Raw genomic sequence first — 20,732 nt, 5'->3', positions numbered from 1 at the left:
CGGCTGCCGCTCTTTAGCCAGTAGCGCTTGCCGGCTTCGATGCCTTCCGGCTGCAGCGCCACAATCTGTGCGTCGAAGGAAAGGCCAACCTGCGGCTGGCTGTCGATCGAGACGATCATGTCGCCGCGAGCGACGTCCACCTGCCGGTCGAGAACCAGCGTGATCGCGTCGCCCGCAACCGCGGCATTGCGCACGAGGTCGAAGGTGACGATCTTGGAGACGTTGGCCACCATGCCCGACGGCAGGATCATGACGCTATCGCCCGGCTTGACGGAACCGCCGGCAACCGTGCCCTGGTAGCCGCGAAAGCTTTCGCCGGGGCGCGACACACGCTGCACCGAGAAGCGGAAGCCTGTGGCTTGCGAGGAGCGCACGGTGGCAAGCTCGAGCGTTTCCACCAGCGTCGGGCCGGCATACCAAGGCATCGACGCTTCGCCGGAATAGACGACGTTTTCGCCCTTCAGGGCCGACATCGGGATCGCGGTGATCTGCTTGACGCCAAGCGACAGCGCGAATTCGCGGAATTCATGCGTGATCTTCTCGAAGCCGGAACGGTCGTAGTTCGTCAGGTCGATCTTGTTGACCGCAAGCACGAACTGCTTGATGCCGAGCAGCGAAGCGATCGTTGCATGGCGGCGGGTCTGTTCCAGAATGCCGGCGCGGGCGTCGACCAGCAGGATGGCGAGGTCGGCGGTGGAAGCGCCGGTCGCCATGTTGCGGGTGTACTGCTCGTGGCCGGGCGTGTCGGCAACGATGAAGGAGCGCTTGTCGGTCGAGAAGTAGCGATAGGCGACATCGATGGTGATGCCCTGTTCGCGCTCGGCCTGCAGGCCGTCGAGCAGCAGCGCGAAGTCAGGTAGGCCAAGATCGTTCTGCTTGCCCGTCGAATCGCGCTGGAGCGTGGCGGCCTGGTCTTCCTTGACAGCCTTGGTATCCCAGAGCAGGCGGCCGATCAGGGTGGACTTGCCATCATCGACGCTGCCGCAGGTGATGAGGCGCAACGGTCGCGAATCGCGCGTCGCCTGCGCAGGTTCTGCGGCGGGCACGGCAAGGGCGTGTGCGGCGGTTACGGCTGCGGTCATCTCAGAAATATCCTTCACGCTTCTTCTTTTCCATGGAGCCGGACTGGTCGCGGTCGATGGCACGGCCCTGTCGTTCGGAAACCGTGGCGATTTCGAGTTCGGCGATCACGTCTTCGAGCGTGGTCGCTTTCGATGGGATGGCGCCCGTCAGCGGAAAATCGCCAAGGGTGCGGAAACGGATCATGCCTTCCTGGCGCACTTCGCCGGGAAGCAGTTCCAGCCGTGGATCTTCTGCCAGGATCATCATGCCGTCGCGCTCAACATAGGGGCGCTTCTTGGCGTAGTAGAGCGGTACCAGCGGAATGTCCTCGGCCTGGATGTAGCGCCAGATATCGACCTCGGTCCAGTTCGACAGCGGGAAGGCGCGAACACTTTCGCCCTTGCGGATCTGGCCGTTGTAGATGTTCCAGAGTTCCGGGCGCTGGTTGCGCGGATCCCAGCGATGATCTGGCGTGCGGAACGAATAGATGCGCTCCTTGGCGCGGCTGGCCTCCTCGTCGCGGCGCGCGCCGCCGAAAGCGGCATCGAACTGGCCGGCATCGAGAGCCTGGCGCAGCCCTTCGGTCTTCATGATGTCGGTGAAGGCTGCCGAGCCATGCGTGAACGGCGTCACGTTCTCAGACGCACCGCGCGGATTGATGTGCTCGATCAGGTCGAGGTCGTACTTCTTGGCCGTCTCGTCGCGAAAGGCGATCATCTCGCGGAACTTCCAGCCGGTGTTGACGTGCAGCAGCGGAAAGGGGACGCGACCGGGATAGAACGCCTTGCGGGCCAGATGCAGCAGGACCGATGAATCCTTGCCGATCGAGTAAAGCATGACCGGCTTCTCGAATTCGGCGGCGACCTCGCGGAAAATGTGGATCGCCTCGTTTTCGAGCGCCTTCAAATGCGGGTCGAGCGGCGGCTTCGTGCTCCGGGGACTGTTGATTTCCGTATCCGGACGGCTATCGGGCATTTCTAACTCCAGACTTCGATCATTCTCGGAAGAGAGGCCTCCGGAATGAGTTGCATTTCAGACTTCGAGGAGCGCAGGCGGCAGCCGCGCTCCGATCCCGAAGTTGACGGGTTACTGTTGTGCGGCGATCGCCGTGGCCTCTTCGGCCACGTGCAGACCGCATTCACGCTTCTCGTCCTGTTCCCACCACCAGCGGCCGGCGCGTTCCGGCTCGCCGGGCTTGATCGCACGGGTGCAGGGCTCACAGCCGATCGAGGGATAGCCGCGGGCATGCAATGGATTGACCGGCACACCGTTATCGGCAACGTAGGCCTTGATGACGTCCAGGTCCCAGTCCGCGAGCGGGTTCACCTTCAAGAGATGACGCTCTGCGTCGTACTCGGCAAACGGTGTCTCGGCACGGTTGGCCGATTGGCCGCGGCGCAGACCGGTGATCCAGATGGTTGCCCCATCAAGTGCGCGCGCAAGCGGCTTCAGCTTGCGCACGCCACAACAGGCATGCCTGGCTTCGACGCTTTCGTAGAATCCGTTGAGGCCGTATTTCGCAGCATAGGCGTCGATATCGGCCTGTTCCGGCTCGTAACGGCTGATGTGGATGTTGTACTGCTTCTCGGTCTCGTCGATCAGGGCGAGCGTTTCCGGAAACAGCCGCCCGGTCTGCAGCGTAACCACATCGATCGGCAGACGATGGTTGCCGATCTCGGCGGTGATCACCTGGTCCTCGATGCCGAGAGAGGTCGTGAAGACGACGCGGCCGCCGAGGCCGGCGACAAGCGACAGACGCCCGGCAAGGTCAAGGCTTGCAAGTTTCGCGTTCAGCGTTTCCGCTTCAGCGTTGGGATTGGCAGCAACAGTCATGGGGATCCTGTCCTTGATGTTGGCCGGAGTATCGCAGGTCGGGCTTGGATCGGACAGAAAAAGGCATTTCGAAAGCGGGCGCGATAGGAGCAAATATCTCTCCCCGGCCGCTGCAATGCGGAAAAGCAGCCGCACCGGCGATGATTCGCCGACGGTCAGCCTAATTGTCTATTGATTTAGTAGAGTAACACGTTGCCTGTCAATCGGAAATGTGAATTGATGACATCAGGGAGCATTTTGCAGTAGATTTAAAGCATTGGCCGAGGGTGAAAAAACAAGGCCAAAAACCTTGTCTCTCAGGGACTTCGCAGGCTTGTTCAAATTCCGTTCATGCTGCGCATGCCATAGAGGCAGGATCGAACTTGCGGTGGGTCGATGATTCCGCCCACCATGTGTGTGTCGACGGTCGAAAATGATTACGCAGAAGGCAAAATATGCGCTGAGGGCGCTGACGGTATTGGCTGAAGCCGATCGCGGCGAACCTGTGATGATCTCGGACATCGCAGCGCAGCAGAAGATACCGAAGAAGTTCCTCGAACAGATCCTGCTCGACCTGAAGCATCAGGGCATTGTCGCCAGCCGTCGTGGCAAGCAGGGCGGCTATCTCTTGCTCAAGCCGGCCGACATGATCACGTTCGGCGAGGTGCTGCGCATTATCGACGGCCCGATCGCGCCTCTTCCCTGCCTCTCAATCACTGCCTATCGCAAATGCGATGATTGCGACGGCGAGCAGAACTGCGAGATCCGCCACGTCTTCGCTAAGGTGGCGGATGCGACCCGCAAGGTGCTGTTCTCCACGACGATTGCCGATGCCGTCGCGCCGGCAAAGGTCGCGCAAGTCACCCGGCTGCTGGCCTAGGACGCAATCTCCGCGACCACGTTGGGCCACCCACGCCTGTGATGGCGCTCGACCGCACCGCTTCAAGATTCGGTGAGATAGCTTTCAATCGCCCCCCTGTGCGCCAATTCGCTCCTGTCCAGTGGTAGGGAGAAACGAACATGCACGTCATTGGCTCGAAACGAATGGCAATCGGCGTAATCCTCGCGGTTGCTTTGGCGACAGGAGCTGCCGCGCACCACGGCTGGTCATGGGCCGAGGGCGAGCAGACCGAATTGCGGGGCACCATCGAAAAGGTAACGATGGGCGGCCCGCACCCGACGCTCAATGTTGCGACCGCCAGCGACGGCGTCTGGCTCGTCGAACTCGGCAATCCGCGGCAGACGGAGCGCTCGGGCTTTGTCGAAGGTTCCGCGAAGAAGGGGGATCCGGTTGTCGTTCTCGGAAACCGTTCGCTAAAGGCTGACGAAAAACGGATGAAGGCCGTGCGGATCACGGTCGCCGACAAGCGCTACGATATCTATCCGGAACGGATCCAGACGAACTGAGTGATGGCGATCGAGTTGCTGGAATGGCTCGTTGCAACCCCGCTGTCATCCGGCTTGCGGCGCTCGGCGCTTGTCTATATGGCGGTCAATGCCGCCCATATCCTTTCGATCGGGCTGCTTATCGGGGCGATCCTGCCGCTTGATCTCCGGCTTGTGGGCCTCTTCGGATCGGTGCCGCTGGCGGCAATCGGCCCGTTTTTATCGCGAGCTGCGGCCATCGGACTTGCGGGAGCGGTCATCACCGGCTTTGCCCTTTTCAGCGTGAAGCCAATCGAATACGCCGGAAATCCCGCCTTTCTGGTGAAGCTGGGGCTGCTCGTTCTCGGCATTGCGAACGCTGCCCTGGTCCATACCCAGGCAGCCTGGCAGCGGGCCGTTTCGGGCACAGCGCCAACATTCGGCTTGCGGCTTCAGGCCGGCGTCTCTGCAGCCGTGTGGATATCGGCGATCCTTGCCGGCCGCTGGATCGGCTTCATCTGATGGCGGTCGGCAAACCCTACCGATCGCTCACGGCCCAGCGCGGGTTGACCCATGGCTCCTGGTTGGAGCGTGGCAGTGGTTGCTTGCCGAGAATATGGTCGGCCGCCTTCTCGCCGGTCATGATCGATGGGCCATTGAGGTTGCCATAGGTGACGTGCGGGAAGATCGATGAGTCTGCGACGCGCAGCCCGTCGACGCCGATGACACGCGTCTCGGGATCGACAACCGCCATCGGGTCGGTTTTTGCGCCCATCTTGCAGGTGCCGCAGGGGTGGTAGGCGCTTTCCAGGTGCTCGCGCAGGAAGGCGTCAATCTGCTCGTCGGTCTGCACGTTCTCGCCCGGCTGGATCTCCGGTCCGCGATACTGGTCGAAAGCCCTCTGGCCGAAAATTTCACGGGTGAGCCGCACGCAGTGGCGGAACTTCTCCCAGTCCTCGGGATGGCTCATATAATTGAAGCGGATGACGGGATCGACCTTTGGGTCCGAGGACTGCAGCGTGACGCTACCGCGCGACTTCGAGAGATTATAGCCGACATGTACTTGGAAGCCGTGGCTCCTGGCGGCCGCCTTGCCGTCATAGCTGATGGCGACAGGCAGGAAGTGATACTGGATATCAGGCTGCCTGACACCTGGTGCTGAGCGCAGGAAGGCGCAGGCCTCGAACTGGTTCGAGGTGCCGAGCCCTGATCTGGTGAACATCCACTGCGCGCCGGCAACGCCCTGCCAGAACCAGGGAAGCCAGGAATAGAGAGAGACGGGCTTGGTGCTGACCTGCTGGAAGTAGAATTCCATATGGTCCTGCAAGTTGGCGCCGACGCCCGGCCGGTTCGCCTTCACCTCGATACCCATGTCTTGCAGATGCGCGCCGGGCCCGATACCCGACAGCATAAGCAGCTTCGGCGAATTAAAGGAGGAGGCCGAAACGATGACCTCCCGGTTCGCCTTTACCACCTCGACCCTGCCGCCGCGCTCGATCTCTACACCGGTCGCCCGGCCGTTCTCGATCACCACCTTGTGGGCGTGGCCGTAGACGACCTCCACATTCGGGCGCTTCAGTGCCGGTTTCAGATAGGCGTTGGCCGCCGACCAGCGGCGGCCGCCAAAGATCGTCTGTTCCATCAGCCCGAAGCCTTCCTGCTTCGAGCCGTTGTAATCCTCCGTCGCCTCGAAACCCGCCTGCTTGCCGGCTTCGATGAAGGCGTGGAACAGCGGGTTGCGGAAGACGCCGCGCTGGACATGCAGCGGGCCATCCGTGCCGCGCCAGCCTTCCTCGCCGCCGTGGCTGTGTTCCATCCGCTTGAAGTAGGGCAGCACGTCGGCATAGGCCCAGCCCTGCGCGCCGAGCTCCTCCCAGCGGTTATAGTCCTCGGTGTGGCCGCGCACATAGACCATGCCGTTGATCGAGGAGGAGCCGCCGATCACCTTGCCGCGCGGCGCGGTGATGCGCCGGTTGTTGAGGTTCGGCTCGGGCTCGGAGAGGTAGCCCCAGTTGTAGCGCTTCATGCTCATCGGCCAGGCAAGGGCTGCAGGCATCTGGATGAACGGCCCGAAATCGGAGCCGCCCGCCTCGATGACGATGACGGTGTTCTTGCCGTCTTCCGAAAGCCGGTAGGCAAGCGCCGAGCCCGCCGAGCCGGAGCCGATGATGACGAAATCTGCCTGCTGCATGCTAGTTCCTCTAGTGTTTTAACGTGCCGCGCCCCTCGTGGTTCGAGACGGCCCTTCGGATCTCCTCACCATGAGGCGGATAGACGTCCGCAAGTGCTTCCGGTTCTCCTGCCCGCACCCTGAGGCGGGAGCGAAGCGACCCTCGAAGGGCGACGCAGGCCGCGCCGCCTCAGTAAGGCGCCTGTACCGGCCCCATGCCGACATAGACCGTCTTCAGCTCCGAATAGTGCTCTAGCGCTGCCAGCGAATTTTCGCGCCCGAAACCGGATTGCTTGGAGCCGCCGAACGGGATTTCGACAGGGCAAAGGTTGTAGGTGTTGATCCACAATGTGCCGGCCTCGAGCTGGTCGACGACGCGATGGGCGCGTGTCAGATCGGCCGTGAAGACGCCGGCGGAAAGGCCGAATTCGGTGGCGTTGCCGCGTGCGATCACCTCTGCCTCGTCGTCGAAGTCGAGAACGCACATGACCGGCCCGAAGATCTCTTCGCGGGCGATCGTCATTTCGTCAGTGACGTCGGCAAAGACCGTCGGCTGCACGTAGTAGCCTTCGCCGGAGACATTGTTCGGGATGCCACCGCCTGTGACGAGCGTCGCGCCCTCGGCCTTGCCCTTCTCGATGTAGGAGAGAACCTTGTCGCGCTGTGCCCAGGAAACCATAGGCCCGAGCTGCGTGGCCTCGTCCATCGGATCGCCGATGGCGATCGCCTCGGTGCGGGCTTTCAGCCGCTTCAGGAATTCAGCCTTGATCTTCCGCTGCACGAAAACGCGGGTGCCGTTCGAGCAGACCTGGCCGGTCGAATAGAAATTGCCGAGCATGGCACCGCCGACAGCGCTGTCGATATCGGCATCGTCGAAGACGACAAGCGGCGACTTGCCACCGAGCTCCATGGTGACGTGCTTGAGGCTGCCGGCAGCGGCGGCTGCGACCTTGCGACCGGTCGGCACCGAGCCCGTCAGCGACACCTTCGCGACATCAGGATGGTTGATCAGCAGCGGGCCGGTTTCGCGGTCGCCCTGGATGACATTGTAGAGGCCTTTCGGCAGGCCGGCCTCATACAGGATCTCTGCGATGGCAAGCGCGCCGAGCGGCGTGGTTTCCGATGGCTTGAAGACCATCGCATTGCCGGCCGCGAGCGCCGGTGCGCCCTTCCAGCAGGCAATCTGCTGCGGATAGTTCCAGGCGCCGATGCCGACACAGACGCCAAGCGGCACGCGCTTGGTGTAGGCGAAATCGCCGCCGAGCGGGATGTAGGAGCCATTGAGGCCGGCAGCCGCGATGCCACCGAAGAACTCGAAGCTGTCGGCGCCCGATGTCGGGTCGGCGATGATGGTTTCCTGGATCGGCTTGCCGGTATCGAGCGTCTCGAGCTCGGACAGCTCGCGATTGCGCTCGCGCATGATGTCGGCGGCGCGTTTCAGGATGCGGCCGCGCGCCGTCGGGCTCATCGCCGCCCATTCCGGCTGGGCGCGCTTGGCAGCCGCGATCGCCTTTTCGACGATGGCAGGTGTGGCCGCGTGCAACCGCGCGATGACCTCGCCGGTCGCCGGATAGATGCTTTCGATGACGCTGCCGGCTTCATCCTCGACATACTCGCCGTCGATGAAATGGGAGGCTTTCGGCTGGGCTTTGAGGGTCACTGGATCTGTCCTTTCGCAAGGGCGGCAAGCTGTGAATGGATGTAGTCTTCGGTAAGCGCGATCGATGCCTCGATACTGACAGGCGCAGACCTCAGACTTTGGCGGATGTAGAGCCCGTCGATCATCGCAGCCGCGCCTTCGGCGATGCGTTCTGCGGCATCTCCGGGGCAGAGTGCTTTCAGGTTGGCGAGCAGGTTCGACCGCAGGCGGCGGGCATAGATGACGAGGAAGCGCCGCGTCTCCTCGGAGCGCTGCGCCTCGGCATAGAAGGCAAGCCAGGCGGCGATCGTCGCCGGAGCAAACTGGTCGGCCTGGAAGCTGACCCGGATGACAGCGGAAAGCCTCTCGCGCGGTGCATCCGCCGCCTTCAGCGCTGTCACTGCGTCGCCGCGCAGCTGCTTTAGGAGAGAGCGGATAGTCTCGATCAGCAGCTGCTCCTTGCTGCCGAAGTAATGATGCGCGAGCGCCGGCGACACACCGGCCTGCCGGGCAATTTCGGACATGGTGACGGTCAGCGAGCCTTGACCGCCGATCACGCGCAGCGCGGCATCGACGAGCGCCTTGCGGCGAACCGGCTCCATTCCGACTTTGGGCATCGCATCACTCCATGAAGGTGGCAGTAAGTATAATTTTGATTGATTGATCAATCAATAAAAATCTGATGCAAACCCGAAAACCCAACCCCTTCCAATTCCGTGTTTTTGCGGCATATTCTTTTACCAACCAGGAGGTGTGCCATGGCAGATACGTCTGATCGACTGAGCCTTTCATCTCTACAATCGAAATGGGGTTGGTTCGCCGTACTTGGCTTGCTGCTGATCGTCTGCGGCCTTATCGCACTGGCAAACGTCGCGCTCGCGACCGTTGTGTCCGTCTACTATGTCGGAATACTGATGCTGATCGGCGGCATCGTCTACTTGGTTCACGCGTTTCAGGTGAGAAGCTGGGACCAGGTGCTGTTTTGGGCGTTGAGCGGCGTGCTCTACGTGCTGGCCGGCGTCTTCGCCTTCGAGAATCCCCTTCTGGCATCGGCGGCGCTGACGCTGTTTCTTGCGATCGCTTTGCTGATTGCCGGCGTGTTCCGCATCTGGGTCGGCTGGCGCATGCGCCCGGTCAAGGGCTGGGGCTGGGTGCTTGCTAGCGGCATCATCACTGCACTCGCCGGCGTCGTCATCTACCTCGGTTGGCCGGTCAACAGCCTGTGGATCCTTGGTCTTTTCCTCGCCTGCGATCTTCTCATCCAGGGCTGGTCCATGCTTGCTTTCGGTCTTGCGATCCGTCGCTGAGTTATGCCCGCAATTCACAGCCTGACTTCACGGACTGTTTCTTTTTTGACAAGTATGTGAGGGAGGGCTAAAATTTGCTCACCAAGAGGCAGCCGAGGCGGCGGCGCGCGTCGGTAATGCCATGGACGGATTGACCGTCCCCCGACCGGGGCATACGTGCCCCACGAGGTAAAGGGAGGAATCTCATGCCGATGGTGACCGTATCCATTTCACCGTTGCAGGCCGCCGACATCCGGGCCGCCGTTGACAACGGGAGTTACGCGTCGAGCAGCGAGGTCGTGCGCGAAGCCCTGCGCATGTGGGACGCCGCCCGCAAACTTGGCGGATATCACGAGGTCATGTTCGATCAGGATTGCACCTCGCGCAGTGGCAAATGCGTCGCCGACATGTTCGCCGATCACGAGGCCGAGCATCGGCGCACCGCCTGACCAAACCGTTGATCGGGGAGCAAAATTCGCTTGCCCGGGCGGTCGAGTTCGCCGGTCTTCACAAAAGTTTCACATTCGGGAAAGGGTTCGTTGATCCTTCTCCGCCAGTCTCCATGCGAAAAACAATAAGACACAGTGGAGATTGGCATGTCTTTGGCTGCCACCGTCGATCCGGCGCTTGTTCGTCGCTACGCAAGTGATCAGATCGTAACCCTTGCGAAACTCGTTATCGAAAATGCCTTTCAGCCCATAGTCGAGGCAGGGACAGGTGTGGCATTCGGCTATGAATCGCTGATGCGCGGACAGGAGCGCATCGGCTTCAGCTCTCCGGTCGAAATTCTGGACGAGGCGCACAAGAACCAGCAGCTGCTGCAGCTGGAGCAGATGGTGGCAAGCCGCGCGCTTGCGAAGTTCGCCACGCTGCCGCATTTCTCGAGCTCGACGCTGTTCCTCAATCTCGATGTCCGTCTGATCCCACATGGCGAGCGGCTGGTGGAAGGCCTGCTGCAACATCTGAAGCTTGCCAATATCCCACCCTCCTCGATCTGTTTCGAATTCTCCGAGCGCTTCGACAACACCAGCGTGCCGGAGTTTGCGGCCCTCGTATCACTGCTGCGCAAGGCCGGCTTCAAGCTGGCGATCGACGATTTCGGCGTCGGCCACGGCGAGATGAAGCTGCTCTGCGACCACCCGGTCGACTATCTGAAGATCGACCGGCATTTCATCGCCGACATCGACAGCAGCCCGCGCAAGCGCCACCTCCTGAAGAACATCGTCCATATCGCACACGTGCTCGGCACCCGCGTCATTGCCGAGGGGATCGAGACCGAGGCAGAGTTCGTCGCCTGCCGCGAATTCGGCGTCGATCTCGTCCAGGGCTGGTTCATCTCCCGTCCGACAACCCATATCACCGAGCTGCAGCCGTCGTTTCCGCACCTGCTGGACCTCGGCAAAGGCAAGCGCAGCCCGCAATCGCTCGATGAGATCCTGATCCGCAAGCAGATCGAGATGCTGCCAACGGTTTTTGAAAACGACACGATCGACAGCGTCTTCGAGCTCTTCCGCCGTAATCCACACCAGGCCTTCTTCCCGGTGCTGAACGCGAACGGCGAGCCGCGCGGCATCCTGCACGAGCGGCACCTGAAGGAATACATCTACCAGCCCTTTGGCCGCGACCTTCTGAAGAACAAGGTCTACGAGCGGACCATCTCACATTTCGTCGAAATGGCACCGATCGTCGGTCTTGATTCCGATACCGAACAACTGATGGCGATCTTCGCCAACATGGAAGGCACAAACTGCCTGCTGCTGACCGACAATATGCGCTATGCGGGCGTGGTATCGGCGGCCTCGCTCATCAAGGTGATGAACGAGAAGAAGCTGAAGACCGCTCAGGACCAGAACCCGCTGACCGGGCTGCCAGGCAACAGGGCGATCCGCGACTTCATGCGCGAGTCGAGCCTCGATGGCGACGAGAAGCGGCACTTCTGCTACTGCGATTTCGACAACTTCAAGCCGTTCAACGATGCTTACGGCTTCCACCTTGGCGACCACGCGATCTCGCTCTTTGCCGCGCTCATGCGTCGCTATTTTTTTGCTGAGCGCCACTTCCTCGGTCATGTCGGCGGCGACGATTTCTTCATCGGCGTCCGGGGTTGGACCAAGGAAGAACTGACCGAAATTCTCGATCGTCTGATCAGCGATTTCCACGATGATGTGCTCGGCCTCTATTCCGATACGGATCGTGCCGCCGGCCGCATTCGGGGCCATGACCGCGCTGGCGTCGAGGCGCTGTTCCCGCTGATGCGTTGCTCGATCGGCGTGCTGGAGCTGCCGGAAGGTCTCGTCATCGACGATGTCAACCGCGTTAGTGCCGCGATCGCCCATATCAAGGCCGAGGCGAAGGAAAGCGAAGAAGGGCTCGTTTTCCATCTCTTGGGCGAGACGAATTGACGCCACCCGCGCTTCCCGCCTTCTCAAGTCCGAAGAGCTGAACTATCTGACATGCTTTCGGAACGAGGAGACCGGATCATGTCCTTGCCCAAGCAGATGCGCTTCATCGACCTGCCGAGCTTCGGCGCGCCCGAGGTGATGCGGATCACCACCGGACCCTTGCCGATAGCAGGGGAGGGCCAGCTCCTTGTCCGCACCGAGGCAATCGGCGTCAACCGGCCCGACGTCGCGCAGCGCCAGGGTATTTATCCGCCGCCGATGGATGCAAGCCCTGTTCTCGGGCTTGAGATGGCAGGCGAGATCGTTGCCGTTGGCCCGGGCGTCCGCGATTTTGCCCTCGGCGACAAGGTGTGTGGCCTGACCAACGGCGGTGCCTATGCCGAATATTGCCTGCTGCCCGCCGGCCAGGCTCTGCGCTTCCCGAAGGGCTACGATGCCGTTAAAGCTGCGGCGCTGCCCGAGAATTACTTCACGGTCTGGGCAAACATGTTCCAGATGGCCGGACTGACCGAAGGCGAAAAGGTTCTCGTGCATGGCGGCTCAAGCGGCATCGGAACGACCGCTATCCAGCTTGCGCGGGCCTTTGGCGCCGAGGTCTACGCGACGGCCGGTTCGCAGGAAAAATGCGACGCCTGCGTCAAGCTCGGCGCAAAGCGGGCAATCAACTACAAGACAGAGGACTTTGCAGAGGCCATCAAGGCCGAGACCGGCCACGGTGTCGATATCATCCTGGATATGATCGGTGCCGCCTATTTCGAACGGAACGTGGCGTCGCTCGCGAAGGACGGCTGCCTTTCGATCATCGCCTTTCTCGGCGGCGCCGTTGTGGAGAAGGTCAATCTGGCACCGATCATGGTCAAACGGCTAACGATCACTGGCTCGACGCTGCGCCCGCGCACTGCCGAGGAAAAGCGCGCGATCCGCGACGATCTCCTTTCCCAGGTCTGGCCGCTTCTCGATGAAGGCAAGCTCGCTCCGGTTATCGATACCGTCATCTCTTTCGAAGACGTTGCCGAGGCGCATCGACTGATGGAAACGAGCGGTCACATTGGCAAGATCATGCTGCGGCTCTAGGCCGGCTGCCGGACCGGTCGGGGGGCTCTTTCAAGGAACAGCAGAAGGCCGACCGAAGCGAGGCCGACGATGGCGGCAAACAGTGCTGTGCCTGAATAGCCCGTAAAGGCAGTGCCAGCCGCGAAGATCGATGCACTGATGCCGTTGGCGATGAACGTGTTGACCGAGACCAGCGAACTGCCGAGTCCCGGGCGATCGGCAATCAGATCCTGTAGGTAGGTGATCGGCACGCTGAGGATGGCTGCAGCGCCGCAGGCGTTGATCAGCACGAGGGCATAGATCTGCCAGGGCGCCGAGGCAAAGCTCAGCAATACCAGATATAGACAATAGATCAGCGCCCCCACGGCAAGCACGTGTACGCTGCGCAAGCGGCGTTGCAGCGCGCCCCACATCAGCATGAACGGCATTTCCAGGAAGGCGGTGAGGCCGGCCATGAAACCGACATCCACCACGGTACCGCCGGCGGCATGGGTGATGATCAACGGCGACACCACGCTGTTTAGCCGCTGCAGCCCGAGCAGCAGCGCCATGACGCCGACCCTTACCAGCACGTAGGGCGAAAAGACTCTGCCGAGCGAAGAGGAGAAGCCGACCTGCTGCGAAGGGGAGGCGTTGCCGACAGGCGCAGGTTTGGCGAAAAACAGGTAGAGGCAGAAGCAGGTCAGGCTTGCGAGACCCGCAATGCCATAAGCCGGTGTCATCGATTGTGAGTTGATGAGGTACAGGCCGATCAGGCCGGGAGCCAGCGCCCAGGAGCCCGAGAACAGCGCGCGAACCGTGGACGTGATCGCCGCAGCTCTTCCGCGATCCATTGTGTTCGTCGTCGCGCGGATGCTGGCAAACAGGATCGAATAGGTGGAATTGCTGATGGGGATCAGCACCAGCATGCCGAAGATGAAAACACCGGCGGTACGGAATTCGTAAATCATTCCGAAGCCGAGCATACCGCTCACCGATAGCGCCAGCACCAGCGGGCGCCGGTCGCTGAGCCTGTCGGACCAGATGCCGAGCGTCAGGCTGGTGGCGACGTTGACGAGTGCGGCAAGGAAGATCAGCCCGGAATAGGTGCGATCGGACAGGCCGAGTTCGTTGATGCCGATAATCGATTGATAGGGCATCGTCGAGGCATAGGTGAAGGCGAGTGCAACCAGCGTCAGCGTTGGGACACGGATTTGGTGATCGCGGAGAATGGAAGAAAAGGCGGATGGCATGGCATGGTTCCCGATACCCCCGATATAAACCAGTAGTGTGCTTTCGAAAAACCAGAGTTTGTGATGGCAGCGGTCAAATCAAGTGATGGATGGCCTCATGCCGTGATCGCTGCCGGTCGCCAAAAGCCAACCCGCCCGATCGCCGGGATGGAAACGAGCGGTCACATCGGCAAGATCATGCTGCGTCTGTGACCGCTCGCACGTCGCTCACCGGGCCTGCCGTTCGGTGGGCGACGAGAGGGTCAGGGATATCGTGACGGCAATCAGGCCGGGAAGCGCCATCAGCACGTAGAGCCAGTGTGCGGCCGAAACGCCGCCCGCAACGCCACCGGGATCCACCAGCCCGGTACTGTTGACAATCACGCCGGCAACGGCGGCGCCGAAGGCGCTGCCGAGCGACTGCACCGTCGAGATCGCGGCCGAGGCCTTGTCCTGTTCGGAGTTGTCGACCAAACCAAGGATCTTGGTTACCAGATGAGCCCAACCAAGGCCGACGCCGAAGCCCATCAAGAACATACCAACGACGGCGGGGCCAAGAATAGCTAGGTCGCTGGACTGATTGTCCGTTGCGAGAAAGATCGTTAGCGACGCAACCGCAACCATTTCGACCACGCAGCCGACGACGATTGCGGTGCTGGCACGGCGTCCAGACAGCGTTCCGCTGAAGAAGGCCGCAAAGGTCCAGCCGAGCGCCACAAGGGCGGTCAGATAGCCTGACACCAGAGGTGTTACGCCATGCAGCACCTGCAGGAAATAAGGAATATAGATGTCGCTTGTCAGCACCAGCAGCAGCACGAACATCGTCAAGTAGACGCGCGCCACCGGCTTTGCGAGCGTGACGGCTCCGGTCGGCAGGAGGCGGTTTCGGCCGCGCCGCTCGACGGTCAGCATCGAAACGATCGTGACGATCGATGCGGCAATCAGCAACGCTTTGGAGCTTGTTTCGTCGATCGTTCCGGCGATGCTGACCAGCAAAACGGCGGCAAGCAGTAAGGCAATTTGCAGGGTCGGCGTCTTGCCATGGGCGCGATCGTCTTCGGCGCGCGGCAGCAGCCAGGGCGCAAGTGCCGCCATCAGCACACAGAGCGGAACCAATAGCATGAAGGCTTGGCGCCACGCGCTGCCTTCGGAGAAGACTCCGCCGAGGCTGGGGCCGAGCAATGTCGATACACCCCAAATGGCTGCATAGAGCGTTGACGCCTTCTGCCACAGCGGTTCGGGGTAGGCGAAGCGAATGAAGGCATAGGCAAGCCCGGCAAGAATGCCGGCGCCGAACCCCTGTACCGTGCGCCCGGCCAGCACCAACGGCATCGCCGGGGCGAGCGCGCAGATCAGGCTGCCGGCCCCGAATATCAGTGCGCCGGCGACGTAGACGCTGCGCAGGCCGATGCCGCGCGGGCGCATCGCGACGAAGATCGACCCAAGGACCGCCGCGGCAACGAAGAGGGTTGTCATCCATGACAGCAGTTCGAGCCCACCGATGTCGCGCACGATCGATGGTGCGATGGTCGCAGTGATGTAAGTTTCAACGGCATAGAGGGTGACACCGCCGCCGAGCATGAGCGTCGCGGGCAGGAGCGGCGCGGAAAGCAGATGAAAGACGGAGGGCTTGTCTGCGGAAATCTCTTCAATGCCGGTCATATCTAATGCCTTGTGTGCTTCCCGGGGTATGCAGTATTTTTGCAAGTTATTATTTGGAAAAAATACACGGCCATGCTATTAAAGCAAGCGTTAACTTGGAAAAATAAATGAGACAATCCCCGGTCAATCGAATCCTGCTGCTGATCAAGACCGAAGGACCCCAGCTTGCCGCCGCCCTTGCGGCAAGGCTCGGCATTTCCTCGGAAGCTGTCCGTCAGCAATTAACGAAGATGGCGGAGGAGGGGCTTGTCGAAGCCGTGAGCGACGCCACGACAGGCAGGGGAAGACCGCGGCAGCTGTGGAGCCTCACGCCTGCGGGCAACCAAACCTTTCCCGATGGTCACGCGGAACTCACCGCCACGATCCTGAGCACGCTGGTCGCACAGCTGGGGGCATCGGCGCTGGATGCCGTCATTTCCGCCCGGGAAGCAGACACCCTTATGCGCTATCGCCAAGAAGTGGACGCGGCGGACGTTCAATCCCGTGTGCAGCAGCTAGCGGCCGTACGCACCAGCGAAGGATACATGGCCGACAGCTGGCCGGAGGCCGACGGCTCGCTGCTGCTCGTCGAGAACCATTGCCCGATCTGTGCTGCGGCAACCGTCTGTGCGGGCTTCTGCCGCTCGGAGCTGGAGACTTTTCGAGCCGTTCTCGGTGCCAAAGTCGAGCGCGAGGAGCATATTTTGCTTGGCGCCCGCCGCTGCGCTTATCGCATCACCCCGCTTTGACCTGCATCGGCGCAAGACGGGGCACGGCGAAAGGCAATTGCTTTATCCTCGCGACTCGCTATGCGTGACGCATCTGCGTATACGATCAGGACCATACCATGACCAATCCCGTCACCGTCGAAGTCACCAGAGGCTCGCTCGTCGAAAGCCGGCATCGCGGCGCAGTCGTCGCCGTCGATGGTGATGGAAAGGTCGTGTTCTCGATCGGCGACGTCGATGCAGCAACCTTTCCGCGCTCGGCCTGCAAGGCGATGCAGGCGCTACCGCTGATGGAAAGCGGCGCGGCGGATGCGTATGGCTTCAGCGACAAGGAATTGGCGCTCGCCTGCTCCTCGCACGATGGCGAAGACGAGCATGTGGCGCTCGCTGCTGCCATGCTCGCGCGTGCCGGACGCGATGTCGAAGCGCTTGAATGCGGCGCGCATTGGTCCTCGAGCCAGAAGGTGCTGATCCACCAGGCGCGCACAATGGACAAGCCGACGGCGTTGCACAACAACTGCTCGGGCAAGCATGCCGGCTTCGTCTGCGCCTGCTGCCATCAGGGCGTCGATCCGAAGGGATATGTCGGCTACGACCATCCGCTGCAGGCCGAAATCCGCGGCATCATGGAAAACCTGACGGGCGCGGTGCTCGGCCATGACAATTGCGGCACGGACGGCTGCTCCATCCCGACCTATGCGGTTCCCTTGCGCGGCTTGGCGCATGGTTTTGCCAAGATGGCGACCGGCAACGGACTCGAGCCCCTTCGCGCCAAGGCTTCCCGGCGGCTCTTGGATGCCTGCATGGCCGAGCCCTTCTATGTGGCCGGAACTGGGCGCGCTTGCACAGAGCTGATGGAGGTGGCACCCCACCGCATCTTCGCCAAAACCGGTGCCGAAGGTGTCTTCTGCGCGGCCATTCCCGAGCAGGGAATTGCGATCGCCGTCAAATGCGACGACGGCCATTCGCGTGCCTCCGAGGCGATGATTGCCGCCGCGCTCAGCCGCTTCTTCGGCACGGACGACCCGATTCGCGCGAACTTGGCCGCCATGGCCACCGTGCAGATGCACAATTGGAACGGTATTCATGTCGGCGACATTCGCGCGACGGCTGCGCTGACTGCATAAGTCGTTCCGGAACGAAACAGTCGCGCCGCAGCAGCAGAAATTGCTAATGTATGTGAAACTACAGCCCACGAGAACGGATGCGGTTTTCGAAGGCTGAGTTACCCTTTGCCCACTACATCGAACGCCATGAGGGCAGGATATGTTTGCGGGCCGCTATCTTTGGTGGATGTTGATCGCCATAGCGATCTTTCTCTTCTTCACCATGTGTTTCGATTACGTGACCTGGCTGACGGTCGTTTCGTCGGGTTGCGCCCGGATCGCCGGCTCCTGCGGACCGATCATCGTCACCATGACCGGTTCCATGAAACCGTCGGGCGTCTACCTCGCGGGCGGCATCATCCTCGTCGTTACCCTTGCCCGCATCCATTATCTTTCGATGAGCTGGGTCTGGGGCGCTATCGTCGCCATCTGGTTCGTCGCATCGGCGCCGTTTCCATTGCTGCTCGCCAATGGTTGGACCGGCCAGTTGAAGCCGGAGACCGTGCTTGAGGGGCTGCCGGTGGCGTTCCTGTTCTTTGTGGCTTTCTGCGCCTATATCGGCTGGTCATTTGAAGAGAGTGGCGCACGGCCACTTGGTGTGTGGCGCGCTCTGCGAGCGGCCATTTCGGTCGCTGCTCTCTATGGCGCGCTGTTGGCGCTGTCGGAGGCGCCGGCCTTTGCGACCATTCCGGGTCGTCTCATCGGGGAGCTGCGGCTTTCGACGTCGATCGCTGCGTTGCAGCCCGGATTGCACGATGTCATGACCCTCGGGATGGCCCGCGACACCTTCGCGTATATTGTCCTGGCAATCTTTGTCGCCGGTCTCGCCGTGAGCCTGCTACCGCAGAACCCCCGCGAACTAAAGGCGCGCTTCGTGCAGCCGTTCATGCTTCGAGGATCTCGGCAGTGAGGTTGCGATAGGGCTCGATGGCAGCCGCGGCAAGGCCTGCCGCCACGATCAGTCCCGATACGCCTGAGATCGGCAGGACTTGGCAGGGCGAGACGTGGTCGAACTTCTCTTCCGTCAGCGGCACATAGGTCTCGGCGGCGCAGGACGCAATGTGCCGCTTGATGGCCGCCTCCTCGAAATCGCCCGTCGACAGGCCATGCACGGGATGGGCAGCCGTCACTCCGAGAAAGAAGATGTCCGGCCGAAGCTGCGAAATCGCAGCCATGGCAACGGATCCGACCGCGACCATCGAGTGCTTGTAGAGCTTACCGCCGATGAGGATCACGCTGGCCGTCGGGTGATGCTCCAGCTCCGCGGCAATCGTCGGGCTGTGTGTCGCGACTGAGAACGCAAAGTCGCGCGGCAGTTGCCGGGCGATCTCCGCCGTTGTCGTGCCGCCATCCAGAAAAATCAGCTGGCCCGGCCGCGCAAGTGAGGCAGCTTTCTTCCCGAGCCGCGCCTTGGTCTCAGACGAAACGCCTTTTCGCGTCGAGAAGTCGGGCAACTCGGGCGCAACAGGCATTGCCCCACCGTGGACCCGCTTCAGCAATCCTTCTGCCGCCATCTCCCGGAGGTCACGACGGATCGTGTCCTCCGACAGCGACAGGTCCTTGGCGATTTGCTTGGCGATCACCTGGCCATCTCGCCGAAGGATGTCGAGGATCAACGATTTGCGCTGGCTCGTGAGCATAGTTCGATCCGATGTTTGCATGAAGTATCACGATAATGCACGAAATGATTCGACAATCAAGAAATTTCGTGCAGATATTTTGACTTCTCGTGCATGAAGCCGGGAGAAATGGAGTTTGATTATGTTGATTTTGATTGCCGGGCCCTACAGGTCCGGAACGGGGGACGATCCCGCAAAAATGGCAGCGAATTTGAAGAGGCTTGAGCAGCCCTCGCATCGGCTGTTCAAGGCGGGCCACGTGCCGATGATTGGAGAGTGGGTGGCTCTGCCGGTGTGGAACGCCGCCGGCGGAAAGGCTGTCGGCGATGATCTCTACGAAGAGATATTCCACCCCGTTGCCGGCCGGCTGCTGCAGCTTTGCGACGGTGTGCTTCGGCTCGAGGGGGAATCGAAAGGCGCCGACAACGACGTGCGGATCGCGCGTGAACGCGGCATTCCCGTCTGGCATCGGGTCGAGGATGTTCCGGGCTGTGCCTGAAGTAGCTTTATTTTGAGAGGCCGGCTTGCCGGCCTCGATCTGTGCGTTTGCGGATCGTCGCGCTATAAAGTCAGCATCGAAGGGAGTCGATCATGCTGACATTGTATTTCGCGCCCCACACCTGTGCGCTCGCAAGCCTCATCGCACTGGAAGAGTCTGGGTTGCCGTTCAAGACGAAGAAGCTGAACTTCGCCGATGCGGAGCAGCGTTCGCCTGAGTATCTCGAAATCAACCCGAAGGGCCGGGTTCCCGCGCTTGTGACGGAACGCGGCGTCCTAACCGAAACGCCGGCAATCCTGGCCTACATCGCGCAGCTCGCACCGGCGGCGCAGCTGGCGCCGCTCGATCCTTTCGAGTTCGCCCGGATGCAGGCATTCAACAATTATCTTTGTTCGACGGTGCATGTGAACCACGCACACGGTCGTCGCGGCAGCCGTTGGGCGGATGATCCGGCCGCGCACGGGGCGATGAAGGCGAAGGTGCCGCAGACCATGGCCGAGTGCTTTGAACTCATCGATGCGCAGATGCTGGAGGGCCCGTGGGTAATGGGCGAGTACTACTCGGTCGCCGATCCCTATCTCTTCGTCATGACCGGCTGGCTGCGTCCCGACGGCGTCGATCCGGCCCGCTTCAGGAGAGCGACGGCGCACTATGCCCAGATGATGGAGCGCCCGGCCGTGCAGCGGGCATTGGAGCGCGAGCAGGCCTAAACAGGCGTAGCCCGCTCGCCGAGCATATCAGGGGATCAGGGCGACAAGTCGCTAGGGCGGTGCGCTCAGCCCTGAAAACTCGCGGCAAGCCGCTTTGGTGCACGGAACCGCCAGGCGCCGATCAGCCGTTCCTTCAGTTCGGCGTCGCTGATCATGGCGGCGCGCAAGGGCATATATGGCCAGCCGATATAGTGGGGTGTCTGATAGTAGATCTCGGGCGCCATCTCGATCAGCCGTTCCTTGTCGTCGATCGAGATGGAAAGCACGATGGTCTCATTGTTCTTGACCGCCACGAAGGACTTGCCGCCCACTTTCAGCGCTGGATTGCCATAGGACGTGCCCTCCTCGAGTTCAGGCAGATTGGCTTCCACGGAGAGGCGCTTGAGACGCGCAAAGATCGTGTCGACGCTGTCGGTCATTGGGCTCGCT

Annotated in this window: 23 protein-coding genes; 13 read left to right on the top strand and 10 right to left on the bottom strand. The window is 61.5% G+C overall.

The genetic code is table 11. From position 1 onward, the window contains the following. The 3 genes from cysN to PMI09_RS09320 all read right to left on the bottom strand — a co-directional run. A partial coding sequence (cysN, locus tag PMI09_RS09330; RefSeq protein ID WP_007791642.1) for a sulfate adenylyltransferase subunit CysN occupies positions 1-1,082 on the bottom strand: 1,082 nt, incomplete at its 3' end. Between the two features lies 1 nt (position 1,083). After that, positions 1,084-2,037 carry a sulfate adenylyltransferase subunit CysD gene (cysD, locus tag PMI09_RS09325; protein ID WP_007791640.1) on the bottom strand — a complete coding sequence of 318 codons (954 nt, stop codon included), beginning with the start codon at positions 2,035-2,037 and terminating at the stop codon, positions 1,084-1,086. A 111-nt stretch (positions 2,038-2,148) separates the two neighbouring features. Next, positions 2,149-2,895, bottom strand: coding sequence for a phosphoadenylyl-sulfate reductase (locus PMI09_RS09320; RefSeq protein ID WP_007791637.1), 747 nt, complete (start codon positions 2,893-2,895; stop codon positions 2,149-2,151). Between the two features lie 412 nt (positions 2,896-3,307). On the opposite strand from PMI09_RS09320, the gene PMI09_RS09315 reads away from it, so the two are divergent. The 3 genes from PMI09_RS09315 (at position 3,308) to PMI09_RS09305 (ending at position 4,761) form a co-directional block, all read left to right on the top strand. Further along, entirely contained in the window at positions 3,308-3,754 is a 447-nt protein-coding gene (locus PMI09_RS09315; protein ID WP_007791634.1) for an RrF2 family transcriptional regulator, read from the top strand. Between the two features lie 140 nt (positions 3,755-3,894). After that, a complete protein-coding gene (locus PMI09_RS09310) occupies positions 3,895-4,281 on the top strand; it encodes a DUF6152 family protein (protein ID WP_007791632.1) in 387 nt (128 codons plus the stop codon). Positions 4,282-4,284: 3 nt separating this feature from the next. After that, positions 4,285-4,761 carry a hypothetical protein gene (locus PMI09_RS09305; protein WP_007791630.1) on the top strand — a complete coding sequence of 159 codons (477 nt, stop codon included), beginning with the start codon at positions 4,285-4,287 and terminating at the stop codon, positions 4,759-4,761. Between the two features lie 16 nt (positions 4,762-4,777). On the opposite strand, the gene betA is transcribed toward PMI09_RS09305, so the two are convergent. The 3 genes from betA to betI all read right to left on the bottom strand — a co-directional run bounded on the left by betA (position 4,778) and on the right by betI (position 8,665). After that, on the bottom strand, positions 4,778-6,430 hold the full coding sequence (gene betA, locus PMI09_RS09300; protein WP_007791628.1) for a choline dehydrogenase: 1,653 nt from the start codon (positions 6,428-6,430) through the stop codon (positions 4,778-4,780). Positions 6,431-6,599: 169 nt separating this feature from the next. Beyond that, positions 6,600-8,069: a betaine-aldehyde dehydrogenase gene (gene betB, locus PMI09_RS09295; RefSeq protein ID WP_007791626.1), complete on the bottom strand. Its 1,470-nt coding sequence runs from the start codon at positions 8,067-8,069 to the stop codon at positions 6,600-6,602. Beyond that, entirely contained in the window at positions 8,066-8,665 is a 600-nt protein-coding gene (gene betI / locus PMI09_RS09290; protein ID WP_007791624.1) for a transcriptional regulator BetI, read from the bottom strand. Before betI ends, betB begins: the two co-directional genes overlap by 4 nt. A gap of 141 nt (positions 8,666-8,806) precedes the next feature. Between betI and PMI09_RS09285 the strand changes: the two genes are divergently transcribed. From PMI09_RS09285 to PMI09_RS09270, 4 genes are all read left to right on the top strand, one after another. Next, the gene (locus PMI09_RS09285) at positions 8,807-9,355 is read left to right on the top strand and encodes an HdeD family acid-resistance protein (protein WP_007791622.1); all 549 of its coding nucleotides are present in this window, start codon (positions 8,807-8,809) and stop codon (positions 9,353-9,355) included. Positions 9,356-9,540: 185 nt separating this feature from the next. Beyond that, a complete protein-coding gene (locus tag PMI09_RS09280; RefSeq protein WP_007791620.1) occupies positions 9,541-9,783 on the top strand; it encodes a ribbon-helix-helix domain-containing protein in 243 nt (80 codons plus the stop codon). 147 nt (positions 9,784-9,930) lie between these two features. Continuing rightward, on the top strand, positions 9,931-11,736 hold the full coding sequence (locus PMI09_RS09275) for a GGDEF domain-containing protein (RefSeq protein WP_007791618.1): 1,806 nt from the start codon (positions 9,931-9,933) through the stop codon (positions 11,734-11,736). 78 nt (positions 11,737-11,814) lie between these two features. After that, positions 11,815-12,810 carry an NAD(P)H-quinone oxidoreductase gene (locus tag PMI09_RS09270; RefSeq protein WP_007791615.1) on the top strand — a complete coding sequence of 332 codons (996 nt, stop codon included), beginning with the start codon at positions 11,815-11,817 and terminating at the stop codon, positions 12,808-12,810. On the opposite strand, the gene PMI09_RS09265 is transcribed toward PMI09_RS09270, so the two are convergent. Next, positions 12,807-14,021, bottom strand: coding sequence for an MFS transporter (locus tag PMI09_RS09265; protein WP_007791613.1), 1,215 nt, complete (start codon positions 14,019-14,021; stop codon positions 12,807-12,809). The two genes, PMI09_RS09270 and PMI09_RS09265, sit on opposite strands and share 4 nt — an antisense overlap. A gap of 63 nt (positions 14,022-14,084) precedes the next feature. On the opposite strand from PMI09_RS09265, the gene PMI09_RS32520 reads away from it, so the two are divergent. Beyond that, positions 14,085-14,213, top strand: coding sequence for a hypothetical protein (locus PMI09_RS32520; RefSeq protein WP_007791611.1), 129 nt, complete (start codon positions 14,085-14,087; stop codon positions 14,211-14,213). 15 nt (positions 14,214-14,228) lie between these two features. Here PMI09_RS32520 and PMI09_RS09260 read toward each other — a convergent pair whose 3' ends face one another. Further along, positions 14,229-15,662: an MFS transporter gene (locus tag PMI09_RS09260; RefSeq protein WP_007791609.1), complete on the bottom strand. Its 1,434-nt coding sequence runs from the start codon at positions 15,660-15,662 to the stop codon at positions 14,229-14,231. A gap of 107 nt (positions 15,663-15,769) precedes the next feature. Between PMI09_RS09260 and PMI09_RS09255 the strand changes: the two genes are divergently transcribed. The 3 genes from PMI09_RS09255 (at position 15,770) to PMI09_RS09245 (ending at position 18,385) form a co-directional block, all read left to right on the top strand. After that, positions 15,770-16,390 (top strand): helix-turn-helix transcriptional regulator, encoded by a 621-nt coding sequence (locus tag PMI09_RS09255; RefSeq protein WP_007791607.1) that lies wholly within the window; start codon positions 15,770-15,772, stop codon positions 16,388-16,390. A 98-nt stretch (positions 16,391-16,488) separates the two neighbouring features. Next, on the top strand, positions 16,489-17,496 hold the full coding sequence (locus tag PMI09_RS09250) for an asparaginase (RefSeq protein WP_007791606.1): 1,008 nt from the start codon (positions 16,489-16,491) through the stop codon (positions 17,494-17,496). Between the two features lie 139 nt (positions 17,497-17,635). Then, a complete protein-coding gene (locus PMI09_RS09245; protein ID WP_007791603.1) occupies positions 17,636-18,385 on the top strand; it encodes a hypothetical protein in 750 nt (249 codons plus the stop codon). On the opposite strand, the gene PMI09_RS09240 is transcribed toward PMI09_RS09245, so the two are convergent. Beyond that, a complete protein-coding gene (locus tag PMI09_RS09240) occupies positions 18,360-19,115 on the bottom strand; it encodes a DeoR/GlpR family DNA-binding transcription regulator (RefSeq protein WP_007791602.1) in 756 nt (251 codons plus the stop codon). The genes PMI09_RS09245 and PMI09_RS09240 overlap by 26 nt on opposite strands. Before the next feature lie 121 nt (positions 19,116-19,236). Between PMI09_RS09240 and PMI09_RS09235 the strand changes: the two genes are divergently transcribed. Beyond that, complete coding sequence (locus PMI09_RS09235; RefSeq protein WP_007791601.1) at positions 19,237-19,593, top strand: hypothetical protein; 357 nt, start codon at positions 19,237-19,239, stop codon at positions 19,591-19,593. 92 nt (positions 19,594-19,685) lie between these two features. Further along, positions 19,686-20,303, top strand: a complete 618-nt coding sequence (locus tag PMI09_RS09230) for a glutathione S-transferase family protein (protein WP_007791599.1) — start codon at positions 19,686-19,688, stop codon at positions 20,301-20,303. A gap of 65 nt (positions 20,304-20,368) precedes the next feature. Here the strand turns inward: PMI09_RS09230 and PMI09_RS09225 are convergent, their stop codons facing one another. Continuing rightward, the gene (locus tag PMI09_RS09225) at positions 20,369-20,722 is read right to left on the bottom strand and encodes an MmcQ/YjbR family DNA-binding protein (RefSeq protein ID WP_007791598.1); all 354 of its coding nucleotides are present in this window, start codon (positions 20,720-20,722) and stop codon (positions 20,369-20,371) included. Positions 20,723-20,732 lie beyond the last annotated feature (10 nt).

Source organism: Rhizobium sp. CF122, from assembly GCF_000282035.1.
Classification (GTDB): Bacteria; Pseudomonadota; Alphaproteobacteria; order Rhizobiales; family Rhizobiaceae; genus Rhizobium.
The sequence above is the reverse complement of the archived record's forward strand: the minus strand, read 5'-3'. Positions and strand labels throughout refer to the sequence as shown.